Origin of the sequence: Amycolatopsis alba DSM 44262 (assembly GCF_000384215.1) — a bacterium.
Classification (GTDB): Bacteria; Actinomycetota; Actinomycetes; order Mycobacteriales; family Pseudonocardiaceae; genus Amycolatopsis; species Amycolatopsis alba.
Genome location: NZ_KB913032.1, coordinates 2,658,674 through 2,670,744, shown reverse-complemented (window position 1 = coordinate 2,670,744; position 12,071 = coordinate 2,658,674). Strand labels below are relative to the sequence as shown.

General features: G+C 68.5%; 11 protein-coding genes. 5 read left to right on the top strand and 6 right to left on the bottom strand.

What is annotated here, in order from left to right; all coding sequences use genetic code 11:
• Positions 1 to 49: 49 nt before the first annotated feature.
• Positions 50 to 613, bottom strand: coding sequence for a carboxymuconolactone decarboxylase family protein (locus tag AMYAL_RS0112470; protein ID WP_020631641.1), 564 nt, complete (start codon positions 611 to 613; stop codon positions 50 to 52).
• 123 nt (positions 614 to 736) lie between these two features.
• Here AMYAL_RS0112470 and AMYAL_RS0112465 point away from each other — a divergent pair, with 123 nt between their 5' ends.
• Genes AMYAL_RS0112465 through AMYAL_RS0112455 form a run of 3 tightly spaced genes read left to right on the top strand, consistent with a single transcriptional unit; the run spans position 737 to position 4,230 of the window.
• Positions 737 to 1,720, top strand: coding sequence for a PDR/VanB family oxidoreductase (locus AMYAL_RS0112465; protein WP_020631640.1), 984 nt, complete (start codon positions 737 to 739; stop codon positions 1,718 to 1,720).
• Between the two features lie 18 nt (positions 1,721 to 1,738).
• Positions 1,739 to 2,944, top strand: a complete 1,206-nt coding sequence (locus AMYAL_RS0112460; RefSeq protein WP_020631639.1) for a cytochrome P450 — start codon at positions 1,739 to 1,741, stop codon at positions 2,942 to 2,944.
• 14 nt (positions 2,945 to 2,958) lie between these two features.
• Positions 2,959 to 4,230 carry an aminotransferase family protein gene (locus AMYAL_RS0112455; protein WP_020631638.1) on the top strand — a complete coding sequence of 424 codons (1,272 nt, stop codon included), beginning with the start codon at positions 2,959 to 2,961 and terminating at the stop codon, positions 4,228 to 4,230.
• 18 nt (positions 4,231 to 4,248) lie between these two features.
• Here AMYAL_RS0112455 and AMYAL_RS0112450 read toward each other — a convergent pair whose 3' ends face one another.
• From AMYAL_RS0112450 to AMYAL_RS0112435, 4 genes are all read right to left on the bottom strand, one after another.
• Positions 4,249 to 5,046: an alpha/beta fold hydrolase gene (locus AMYAL_RS0112450; protein ID WP_020631637.1), complete on the bottom strand. Its 798-nt coding sequence runs from the start codon at positions 5,044 to 5,046 to the stop codon at positions 4,249 to 4,251.
• A 118-nt stretch (positions 5,047 to 5,164) separates the two neighbouring features.
• Positions 5,165 to 5,947, bottom strand: a complete 783-nt coding sequence (locus AMYAL_RS0112445) for an SDR family NAD(P)-dependent oxidoreductase (protein WP_020631636.1) — start codon at positions 5,945 to 5,947, stop codon at positions 5,165 to 5,167.
• Positions 5,944 to 7,182, bottom strand: a complete 1,239-nt coding sequence (locus AMYAL_RS0112440; protein WP_020631635.1) for a cytochrome P450 family protein — start codon at positions 7,180 to 7,182, stop codon at positions 5,944 to 5,946. The genes AMYAL_RS0112445 and AMYAL_RS0112440 overlap by 4 nt, the downstream gene beginning before the upstream one ends.
• Positions 7,183 to 7,217: 35 nt before the next feature.
• Positions 7,218 to 8,060 carry an alpha/beta fold hydrolase gene (locus AMYAL_RS0112435; RefSeq protein WP_020631634.1) on the bottom strand — a complete coding sequence of 281 codons (843 nt, stop codon included), beginning with the start codon at positions 8,058 to 8,060 and terminating at the stop codon, positions 7,218 to 7,220.
• A 296-nt stretch (positions 8,061 to 8,356) separates the two neighbouring features.
• Between AMYAL_RS0112435 and AMYAL_RS0112430 the strand changes: the two genes are divergently transcribed.
• Both AMYAL_RS0112430 and AMYAL_RS0112425 read left to right on the top strand, forming a co-directional pair.
• On the top strand, positions 8,357 to 8,785 hold the full coding sequence (locus AMYAL_RS0112430; RefSeq protein ID WP_020631633.1) for an enediyne antibiotic chromoprotein: 429 nt from the start codon (positions 8,357 to 8,359) through the stop codon (positions 8,783 to 8,785).
• 193 nt (positions 8,786 to 8,978) lie between these two features.
• Positions 8,979 to 10,550 carry a tryptophan halogenase family protein gene (locus tag AMYAL_RS0112425; protein WP_039793944.1) on the top strand — a complete coding sequence of 524 codons (1,572 nt, stop codon included), beginning with the start codon at positions 8,979 to 8,981 and terminating at the stop codon, positions 10,548 to 10,550.
• A gap of 63 nt (positions 10,551 to 10,613) precedes the next feature.
• Here the strand turns inward: AMYAL_RS0112425 and AMYAL_RS45855 are convergent, their stop codons facing one another.
• Positions 10,614 to 12,068 (bottom strand): MFS transporter, encoded by a 1,455-nt coding sequence (locus AMYAL_RS45855; protein ID WP_020631631.1) that lies wholly within the window; start codon positions 12,066 to 12,068, stop codon positions 10,614 to 10,616.
• Positions 12,069 to 12,071 lie beyond the last annotated feature (3 nt).

Genomic DNA, 12,071 nt, shown 5'->3' with positions numbered 1-12,071 from the left:
GAGCCCGCCAGCCACACCGGCGACGGGCCCCTCGGCATGCCCAAAGCGATCAGGCGGCCTGAGCCTGCGCGGCACCCGAGATCGCGGCGTACCCACCGGCGACCAGTGCCTGCGCGGCACCGGCGTACCACTCGGCCTGGTCGGGGGCGTGGGTGGCGAGACCGTCCACGTACCGGTTGAACAGCGAGAAAAGCGAAGCGATCAGCACGGTGTCGTGGATGTCGGCTTCCGAGGCGCCGGCGGCCTTGGCGTTGTCGACCAGGGCGGTGGTGACCGAGTGGCCGCTTTCGCGCGTGGCCAGCGCGACCTTCAGCAGCGCGCGCAGCTTGTCCGAGATCGGCGCGGTGTCGATGTCCTGCTTGGCCGAGTCGACGGTGGCGTTGCCGCCCTCGATCTGCGCGGCGGAGAAGGCGCCGTGCGCTTCGGCGCAGAAGTAGCAGTCGTTCTCCTTGGACACGACGGCGCCGATCAGCTCACGCTCGCCGGTGGTCAGCGAGCTCGGGCCGCGCAGCAGGGTCTCGACCAGTTCGCCGAGCGGTTTCGCGGTCTCAGGGCGGAAAGCGAACAGGCCGATGATTCCGGGCTTGGTGGGATCCACCGTGATATGCGACATGCGTCCTCCATGGATCGACGTAGAATCCGATGGTCCGCCCGTCACACCCCGCCGAACAATATTCCCGATTGCTCAAGCACCCGAGCATTCAGGGAGACGTACACCCGAGCCCGCCGTGGAACCGTGGAGAGCACGAACGAGCGGAGGGCGGGCACGATGCAGGCGCAGGTGCAGACGACGTTGCGCGTCGCGGCCAAGGACGTCGTCGCCGAAGGGGTTGTTTCGCTGCTCCTCAGGGCCCCGGACGGCGCGCGCCTGCCCGACTGGACGCCCGGTTCGCATATCGACCTGGTGCTGCCCGGCGGGCTGACCCGGCAGTACTCCCTGTGCGGAGATCGTTGGAACGCCTGCGAATACCGGGTCGGGGTCCTGCGCGAGCCCGACGGCCGCGGCGGTTCCGCGTACGTCCACGACAAGCTCAAGATCGGCGACACCGTCGGAGTGAGCCGCCCCCGCAACAACTTCCCGCTCGTGCCCTCGAAGAACTACCTCTTCATCGCGGGCGGGATCGGGATCACCCCGCTGCTTCCCATGATCCATCAGGCAGAGCTCGTCGGCGCGGACTGGAATCTCGTCTACGGCGGCCGGACGCGAAACTCCATGGCGTTTCTCGGCGAACTGGCCTCCTACCAGGAAAAGGTCCACATCGTCCCGGAAGACGAACAGGGACGGCCGGATCTTCAAGCCTGGCTCGGCGAAGTCCGCGACGGACTCCGCGTCTATTGCTGCGGCCCGGAGGGATTGCTCAAAGCCGTCGAGAACGCTTGCGCTCCTTGGCCCGCGCCCACCCTGTGGACGGAACGCTTCTCGGCGCCGGAGCAGGGCGCGCCGGTGCGCGACGAGCCGTTCGACATCGTGCTGGCGCGACGGGGCGCGACGGTCACCGTCACGCAGGACATGACCGTGATCGACGCGATGCGCACGGTCGGCGTCGACCTGCTTTCGTCCTGTATGGAGGGTGTCTGCGGCACCTGCGAGACCACGGTCTTGGACGGCGTCGTCGACCACCGTGACGCCCTCCTCACCGCCGAGGACCGCGCGGCGGGGGACTGCATGTACCCCTGCGTCTCACGTTCGTGCACCGACCGGCTCGTACTGGATCTGTAAGCCCCGGAGGCCGTGATCATGACGTCGTTGCCCGTCATCGACATCGACCCGTTCGGCACCGAGGTGCTGACGGATCCGTACCCGCTCGAGCACGCCCTGCTCGACGCGGGACCGCTCGCCTACCTGAGCGCGCACGACATCTACGCCGTCGCCCGGTACGACGCGGTGTACGCGGCTTTGCGGAACTGGCAAGGGTTCCAGTCCGGTGCCGGGGTCGGGCTCTCCAACTTCCGGACCGAGAAACCGTGGCGCCAGTTGAGCATCGTCGTCGAGGCGGACCCGCCGCACCACGACGCGCCGCGCCGGGTCCTCGCGAATCTGCTCGGCCCGCGCGCCCAGCGCAGGCTTCGCGCCGAATGGATGGCCAAGGCGCACAAGATGGTCGGCCAGGTCCTCGACGGCACCCCTGGCGGCACGATCGAGTTCGACGCGGTGACGGCGATCGCGGAGAAGTTCCCGCCGCGCGCGGTCGGCGACGCGCTCGGGCTGCCCGAGGAAGGCCGCGAGAACCTGTTGCCCTTCAGCGACTTCCTCCTCAACGCTTTCGGCCCACGCAACGAACTCGTCGCCGCGGGCGCGCCGCACGCGAAGTTCCTGACGACGTGGGTCATGGAGCACTGCCAGCGCGACGCCCTCACCGAAGATGGTTTAGGCGGGCAGATCTGGGCGGCCGCCGATCGCGGCGAGATCACCCACGAGCAGGCGCCGGGCGTCGTGCGCTCGCTGTTCGCCGCCGGATTCAACACCACCGTGCACGCGCTCGCCGCCGTCATGCACGCGCTGGTCACGCATCCCGAGCAGTGGGCCCGGCTGCGCGCCGAGCCGTCGCTGGCGCGGATCGCGTTCGACGAGGCCGTGCGCTGGGCGTCCCCGGTGCAGACGTTCTTCCGCACCGCGGTGGGCGATGTCCCGGTCGGTGACCACGTCGTGCCCGACGGCGCGAAGGTGCTGATGTTCCTGGGCGCGGCCAACCGCGATCCCCGGCGCTGGGCCGATCCGGAGAAGTTCGACCTCTCCCGCGACCCGTCCGGGCACGTCGGCTTCGGGTTCGGGCTGCACCAATGCGTCGGGCAGAACCTGGCCCGCCTGGAGGCCGAATGCCTCATCACCGCGCTCGCGGAACGCGTCGAGACGCTGGAACTGGCAGCTCCTGGCGAACGGCGGCTCAACAACACCTTGCGGGCCTGGCATTCCATCCCGGTCCGTGCCCGGCTGGCGAACTGAGAGGCAAAGCGGAAATGAGCGAAACCGAGGGGCAGGCCGAACTGCTCGCCATCGACGCCGAGTACCTGTGGCACCCGTGGTCACCGAGCCGGGTCAGCCCCGACACGCTCGTCGCGGTGTCCGGCAAAGGCTGCGAGGTCACCGACGCCGACGGCCGCACGTACCTGGACGCGAAGTCGTCCGGCTTCAACGCGACGCTGGGCTACGCCTGCGGGCCGGTCGTGGACGCCATCTCGGCACAGGTCGCGAAGCTGATGACTTACGACATGGGCGAGGGCGCCAACATCCCCGCGATCCGCCTGGCGCAACGGATCGGCGAGCTCGCCGGCCCGGCACTGACCCGGACCTTCTTCTGTAACAGCGGTTCCGAGGCGATGGAGGCCGCGATCCGCATCGCGCGCTTCTATCAGGCCGTGCTCGGCTCGCCCGACCGCGGGCTGATCGTCTCGCTGCACAACGGTTACCACGGCGCCACGATGGCAGGCGCCGCGACCGCCGGGGCGCCGTCGCCGATCTCCGACGACCTGACGCCGAGCGGGTTCATCACCGTTCCCGGCCCGGAGGAAGGCATCGGCGCGCTGAAGGGTTTCCTCGCCGATCACGGGAAGCGCACGGCGGCCGTCCTCGTCGAACCGGTCCAGTCGCGCGGCGCCTACGTCATGCCGGAGGACTATCTGCGCGGCGTGCGGGAACTGTGCGACGAGCACGGGATCCTGCTGGTCCTCGACGAGGTGACCACCGGTTTCGGCCGGACCGGACGGATGTTCGGCTACCAGCACGCCGGCGTCCAGCCGGACATCCTCGCCACCAGCAAGGGGCTGGCGGCCGGCTACATCTCGCTCGGCGCTGTCACCACCACCCAGCACGTCTTCGAAGTGTTCGACAGCAACAAGAAGATGGCCGGTTTCGTGCACGGGCACACGCATTCCGGGCACGCCACCGCCTGCGCCGCCGGGCTCGCGGTGATCGACCACATCGAAAGAGAACAGCTCCTCGCGAACGTCCAGGCCCGTGGCGAGCAGCTGCTCGCCACACTGGAACCGTTGCGGGAACTGGACTGCGTGACCGACATCCGCGGCCGCGGCCTGATGATCGCCGTCGAGATGGACCGGTCCCGCCGCGCCGCCCACGTCAGGAAACTGATGCGCGACAACGGCGTCCTGGTCCGGCGCACGGTCAAGAACGTCGTGCTCGCGCCGCCGCTGATCCTCACCGCCGAGCAGGCGGACCGGATCTCGCGCGAGCTGCTCGACGCCGCCCGCAAGGCCGCCCTCGTCGAATTCTGAGGGCGGCCCCGCCGGGGGTCAGACCAGGATGTCGCCGAGCAGTTTGGCGAAGCCTTCCGGGTCCCAGATGAAGCCGCCGTGATCGCCGGGGAACTCGACCACCTCGACGCCGAGTTCGTCGGCGAGCGCGGCGCACGTCCGCTTGGTGAGCAGGCCGCCGGAGTCGGCGCCGAGACCGACCACGATCCGGAACGGCCCGTCGCGCAACGCGTCGAGCTCGGGGGTGTAGCGCGTGGTCGTGCGGAGCTCGTGCACGAAGAACCGGCGGCCGTCCTCCTGGTCCTGCTCGGGGGAGTCGCTCGGCGGCGGGCCCGCCTCGTCCTCCTCGAAGCCCGAGGTGCCGAGGAACTTCGTCCAGGCCGCTTCGAGGCCTTCGGTCTCGAAGGCCTTCACAATGTCGTCGACGTCGGCGTGCCGCTCGGCCGCGTCGGGCAGCAGGGTCAGCGCGGGAGGCTCGTGCGCGACGACCGTCCGGATCCGGCCGGGGTGGCGGGCGGCCAGCGCGAGCGTGGTCATCGCGCCACCACTGGAGCCGAAGACGTCGGCCGTCTCGGCGCCGAAGTGGTCCAGGATCGCGATGACGTCTTCGGCGCGCTTCTCCGGGCTCGAATCCTCGTTCGGGTCGTCCAGGGGGCTCCGGGCGATGCCACGGGGGTCGTGGGTCACCACGGTGAAGCGGCTCGCCAGCGCGTCGGCCAGCGGGGCGAAGGCGTCCGCGGCCATCGGTGAGCCCATGGCCAGCAGCACTGGTCCGTCGCCGCGGACCTCGTAGTGCAGCCGGCCGCCGGGGATGGTGATCTCGTTCGTGCTGGTCATCTCGGTCGTCCTTCCTCGATCTTCCGCCCGTCGGGTGGCGGCGTCACAGGTTGGACTCCGGGCCGGGCGCGAACTCATCGCTCGCGCCCGGCAATTCCGGACATTCACCCGATAGTGGTCATCCGGCGGTGAAGATCTTGCCCATGATCCGGCGAGACAGCGCCCGCGGGGAGTAGGCCAAGAACGCCGTGAGCAGGCGTGCGACGGTTCCGGGCACGGTGATCGCGCGCCCCTTGTCCCACGCCTTCAAACCGCCTCGCACGACCTCTTCCGCGGTCGTGAAGCCAGGTGTCTTCTCGACCGTGTCACCGAGACCGGCGACGTCGCCGAACTCGGTCGAGGTCGCGCCAGGGCACAGTGCCATGGCCCGTACCCCGGTCCCCGCCAGCTCCGCCGAAAGCGACTCGGTGAAGGACAGCAGGAAGGCCTTCGTGGCGCCGTAGACGGCCATGTTCGGGGTGGCGAAGAAGCCGAGGTTCGACGCGACGACGATGATGCCGCCCGAGCCGCGCGCGACCATCTTGGGGACGGCCTGCGACACGAGGTCGACGTTCGCGGTCACGTTGAGCCCGATCATGCCGAGCGCGTCGGCCGGATCCGATTCGTGGATCCGGCCCCTCGATCCCCGGCCGGCGTTGCAGACGAGGAGGTCGGCGCCGCCGAGCTCCTCCGCACGCCCGAGGATCGCTTCGGCCGCGCCCTCGGAGGTGACGTCGCGGACGAAGGGGACGATGAAGCCGTTCGATCCCTTCGCCAGCTCGTCGAGCCGGTCCGCGCGGCGGGCGACGGCGAGCACGCGGTAGCCGCGGTCCCGCAGCACCCGCGTGAACTCCGCGCCGATCCCCGACGACGCGCCGGTGACGACCGCCAGCGGCGCGTCGTGGACGGACCCGCCGGTCATGACCGCACCAGCGAGGGCTCGCCCAGCCGCACCGGGACCTCCTTGTGGCCGTTCATGATGAACGTGCCCTGGCCTTCGAGCTCGTCGACGCCGACAGCGAGCTTCAGGTCCGGGTAGCGGGCGAACAGGGCGGGCAGCGCGATCCGCAGCTCCAGCCGCGCGAGCGGCGCGCCGAGGCAGAAGTGCGCGCCGTGTCCGAACGACAGGTGCGTCTTGTCGGCGCGGGTGGCGTCGAACTGCCCGGCGGTCTCGCCGTGGTTCTCCGGGTCGCGGCCGATGGCGGTGAAGCCCATCAGCACCGGGTCACCCTTGCGGATGGTGACCCCGGCGACCTCGATGTCCTCGGTCGCGTACCGCAGCGGCAGCTGCGCGACCGGGGCGTTGACCCGCAGCGCCTCTTCGATGACGTCGTCCCAGGAAACCTGGCCGCTGTCCAGCAGTTCCTTCTGCTCGGGCTGGCTCAGCAGCGCGACGACGGCGGCGCTGAGCGCGTTCATCAGCGTCTCGGAACCGGCGCCCAGCATGAGGTGCAGGGTGCCGACCATCTCCTCGTCGGTGAGCCTGCTGCCGTCCTCCTCGCGCGCGGCGAGCAAGAGGCTGGTCAGGTCGTCGCCGGGGTGCTCGCGTTTGAACTCGGCGAGGTCGGTCAGTTCCTGGTGCCACAGCTCGACGTTCGCCTCGGCCTCGTCACCGGTGGTGGTCGTGGTGACGTTGACGCCCGCGCCGCGCAGCGCCGACGCGCGGGCCGACTCCGGGACACCGAACATGTCGCAGATGACGCGGGCGGGCAGCGGGGTCGCGAAGCGGCCCTTGAGGTCGACGACCTCGTCCGCGCCGAAGCCGGAAAGGCCGTCGAGGAGGTCGTCGACGATCTTCTGGATCAGCGGCCGGGTCAGCTCGACCTGCTTCGGCGTGAAACCACGGGAAACCAGCTTGCGCAGGCGGTTGTGGTCCTCACCGTCGTTCGTGGTCATGTTGTCCATCAGGAGCCAGCCGATCAGCGGCCAGTTCGACGGGATCTCGCCTTCGGTGTATTTGGTCCACTTCTGCGGGTCCTTGGCGAACCGGTTGTCGGCCAGCACCTGGCGCGCCGCCTGGTAGCCGGTCACCGACCACCCGATCACCCCGCCGGGCAGCTCGACCTGGGTGATCGGCCCACGGGCGCGCAGAGCCTCGCTCTCCGCGTGAATGTCCGTACCCGCGATGTCCAAGGTGTAAGGGCAGCGGCTTTCCATCGGATCTTCTCCTCAACGATCGAAAAGGGTTGTGCTTACTGGGACCGGAAGAACACCGTGAGCAGCGGGGCGCCCGCCTTCTGGTTGAACAGATGCCCCTCGTTCATGCAGACGTACTGGCCGTTGGGGAGCCCGTCGGCGAGGGCGTGGCAGTTGTCGATCAGCCACGAAGGGCTTTCCCTGCCGCCGATCACCAGGGTCGGCACCCCGATGCCCGGCAGCTCGCCGAACGGGACGGCCTCGTGGTTCGCGTCGAGGATGGAGTCGTAGAGCGTCGTCGGGGCCATGGCCTCGAACGACGGCCAGATGGGAAGGGATTTGAAGCCCTCGATGGTTTCCTGGCTGAACCGGACGTTCTCTCTCAGGAACAGCGCGACCGCGTCGGTGCGGTGATCGGCGGCGACCATCCGCTCCAGATCGTCCATATAGGACTCTGGCAGCTGGTGGCCGCCGTAAGTGGGTTCGTACAGCGCCATTTTGCCCATCGGGACGCCGTTCGCCGCCGCCCGCATGGCGATCAGGCCGCCGGTGCAGTTGGCGAAGATCGCCGCCTCGGGGCCTGCCGCATCGAGGACCGCCGCCAGGTCTTCGACCTCGCGGTCGATGGTGTACCCGGACAGCCCGCCGTTGTCCTCGCTGTTCCCGCGGCCGCGGCGATCGTAGTTGTAGACGGTGAAATCCTCCGAGAGCAGCTCGGCGAGGTCGGCGAACATCGCCTTCTCGTTGAGCCCGCCGCCGAGAATGATCACCGGCGGGCCTTCCCCGGACTTCTCAAAGGCGATCCGCGTCCCGTCCGCCGACGTCACGTGTTCGAGTACGAGACCCCGTGTCCCGAACCCGATGTTGTCGAGACTGGCCGCGGTTTCCTGGTTCGCCATCACGAATCTCCCGCCTGTCGAAACCCGCTTCCCACGCTAGGTCGCGCTCACCTCCATGCCATCTCCCTGCTTGCCCGCATGCTTCGCGACCGGGCCGCCCGAGCGGGGCGAACCCGACATAGTGCGCAAAGGGTATCCGGCCTCAAGATTGCTCCGCTTCTCCTCGGTTGCGAACAGAATTCGTTGACAAGCAACCTCGAAGATCCGTAAATTCATTACCGGAAGCGCCGGGGAACAATACGAAAATATCCCCCGCCATTCATTCCGTCCTCACCCCGATGAAGGAGTAAAAAGTCATGCGCAAAAGCGTTTTCGTGAAGACCGTCGCCGGTACCGCCGCCGCTCTCGGCATGCTTGTCGCCTTCCAGGCGCCCGCGTCGGCCGACGCCCCTTCGGCAACGGTGACGCCGTCGTCCGGGTTGGCCGACAACGCCGTGGTCCAGGTGGGTGCGTCGGGGCTGACGGCGGGGACGGCCTACACCGTCGGCGAGTGTGCCGAAGTGTCGTCCGGCGTGCTCGCCTGCAACGCTTCGGGCCGGGTCGACGTGACGGCCGCGGGCGATGGAACCCTTTCCACTCCGCTGACCGTGAAGAAGAGCTTCGAGGGAATTCTTTTCGACGGCAGTTCGTACGGTACGGTCGATTGCTCGGCGGTCACCTGCGTGATCGGTCTGGCGGACGCCGCGGGTAATGGTCCCGCCGGTGTCGCCATTTCTTTCCAGTAGTGGCGTGACCCCTGAGGGCACGGGTCGCCTCGCGGCGATCCGTGCCCTTATGTCCGCTTGAGGCGAAGCTCATGATCGAGACGGTGTAACTCATCGGGAAGGGATGAGCCGGACCCTGCCCGATCGTGCGATCGGAACCTACGCTCGTTTGCGCAGCTTAGTGGGGGTTTCTGGACCGCAAAGGAGCATTTCCGTGGCACGTCCAATACAGAAGATCGTGATCGTCGGGGGTGGCACGGCCGGCTGGCTGTCCGCCGCCTACCTGAACCGCGCCTTCGGCAGAAAGGTCGACATCACCCTGATCGAGTCGCCGCGGATCCCGCGGATCGGCGTGGGTGAGGCCACGGTCCCGACGTTGCGGACCACGTTTTCCTTCCTCGGCATGAAAGAAGAGGACTGGATGCCGAAGACCAACGCGGTCTTCAAATCCGCCGTCCGGTTCAACGACTGGCGCAAACCCCACGAGGGCCGCGACAGCCACACCTATTATCACCCGTTCTTCGACGTTCCCGAACCCGCGGTGCGGAACTACGAGCAGCCGTTCCACAAGCGATTCGGCCGCGGCGTCTCACTCGCGCACTTCTGGCTGAAGCAGCGGCTGGCCGGGGACACGCGCGTACGCGAGACCTTCGGCGACGCGGGAATGGCCCTGCAGCGTCTTTGCGAGCTCGACAAGGCGCCGAAACCGTTGCCCGGCACCGACGCACCGGACCCCGGCTACCGCTACGCCTACCACTTCGACGCCGCGCTGATCGCCAAGTACCTCCGTGACCTGGCGACCGGCCGCGGCGTGAAGTTCGTTTCGGCGGACGTGAAGTCGGTGACCGTCGACCCGCGCGGCGTGATCGAGAAGGTCGTCACGGACACCGCCGGCGAGATCGAAGCCGATCTTTTCCTGGACTGCACGGGATTCCGCGGCCTGCTGATCAACCAGACGCTCAACGAGCCGTTCGTCAGCGCCAACGACGTCCTGCTGTGCGACTCCGCCGTCGCGCTCCCGGCGGAACACCAGGAAGGCGGCCTGCGGCCGTACACTTCCGCCACCGCGAAACCGGACGGCTGGATCTGGGAGATCCCCCTGGCCGACCGTGACGGCACCGGTTTCGTCTACTCCAGCGCGTTCACCACACCCGAGAAGGCCGAACAGCAGCTGCGGCAGCACCTCGGCGGCCGGGGGCACGACATCGCGGGTAACCACATCAAGATGCGCGTCGGGCACAACCGGCGCTCGTGGGTGAACAACTGCATCGCGGTTGGCCTGTCGAGCTGCTTCGTCGAGCCGCTGGAGTCCACCACGATCGCGCTCATCGAGTACCAGCTCGCACTGCTGGTGCTGCACTTCCCGGACTCGGACTTCGACGAGCGCCGCAAGGCCCGCTACAACGAACTCATGGTCAGCGCGTTCGAGGACCTGCGCGACTTCATCGTCATGCACTACACGCTCACCGACCGCGACGACACCGAGTTCTGGCGTGCCGTCCGGGAGGCGCCGATCCCGGCGAGCCTGGAGGAGAAGCTCACCGAGTACGCGGAGAGCGTCATCATCCCCGACGGCAGCCAGCTGCGGCTGTTCGAGACCCGCAGTCTCTGGGCGATCCTGTCCGGAATGGACTTCGACTTCAAGAAGGCCCCGCCGTCGGTCGAGCTGATGAACGACGCCGCCGCGTGGGAGATGTTCGAGCAGATCGACAAGGAGCGGGAGATCTACTCCGCCGGCCTGCCCAGTCACCGCGAGTACATCGATGCCCTGCACCGAGGCCTCTAGAAATCCGTGAAGGCCTCCTTCCCTACCTTGAGAGTAGGGAAGGAGGCCTTCACGGATTTCAGGTCAGCCGGCGAGCGGGAGATCGTCCCGGTCGGAGCGGTTCTGGCCGTCGACGCTGTGGAGGTGACGCTTCTTGTTGCCGCGCAACAGGGTGAAGGTCACGCCGAGGCCGATGACGGCGAAGATCACGCAAGCCACGAACGAAGCCTGAAGCCCGGCGGTGAACTCCGCGGGCCCGCCCGGCGCGGCGGTGAACGACGTCGACACCGAGGTCACCACCGCGACCCCGAGCGCGCCGCCGATCTGGAACGACGCGACGTTGATCCCCGACGCCGCCCCGCTGTCGGCCTGCGGCACCTTGGACAGCGCGGCCACCGACGCGGCCGCCATGCCCGCGCCCAGCCCAGGGCCGAAGACGACCAGACCCCACAGGATGTCGGCCCCGTAACTACCGTTCACCGGCACCTGGGAAAGCAGCAGGCAGCCGGCGCCGAGCAGCACGAGACAGGCCGCGACGACCGGCCGGACCCCCAGCCTGGTCACCACGGACTGGCCGACGTACGCGCCCACGAACGCCAGCGTCGGCATGACCGATTGCAGCACGCCGAACTCCAGCGGGCTGTAGCCGAGGACGACCTGCCCGTACATCGAGATGGTGACCGAAAGCCCGAAGGCCGCCATGCCCATCGCGACGGTGACGAGGTTGCCGCCCGCGAGCGCCGGACGGCGGATCAGCGCCAAGGGCACCAGCGGCGCCGACGAACGTTTCTCTACCACCACGAACAGCGCGAGCAGCCCGGCGGCGACGGCGAACAGGATCAGCGTCGGCGCGCTCGTCCAGCCCCATACCGGCGCCTGGACGACGGCGAGGATGATCGCGACGAGTGCGAGTGTGCTGACTACGGCTCCCGCGACGTCCTGGCTGCGACGCTTGCCGGAGTCCCGGCTCTCCTGCAGCAGCACCGGCGCCAGCAGCATGACCAGCACCGCGATCGGCACGTTGACGTAGAACACCCACTGCCAGCCCAGGGTCTGCGTGAGCAGCCCGCCGACGAGCAGGCCCGCCGTGGCGCCGATCCCGCCGATGCCGGACCAGCCGGCGAGCGCGGTGTTGCGGCTCTTGCCCTCGGGGAAGGTGTTCATGAGGATCGACAACGCCGTCGGCACCATCAGCGCCGCCGCGATCCCGCTCAGCGCCCGCGCGGCGATGATCACCGCGGGGCTCCATGCCAGTCCACAGAGGACCGATCCGACCAGGAACAATGCCGTGCCGAGCACGAACACCCGGCGCCTGCCGAAGTGGTCGGCCGCCCGGCCGCCGAGGATGAGCAGCCCGCCGAAGGTGATGAGCTTGGCGCTCAGCACCCACTGCGCGTCGGCAGGCGACATCCCGAGGTCGGGTGCCAGCGAAGGCAGCGCCAGGATGACGCTCTGCGAATCCAGCAGGACCGCGAAGTTGGCCGCGCACAGCAGGACCAGCGCGGCCCAGCGGAAGCGGACGGCCTGAAGATTACTCACCGG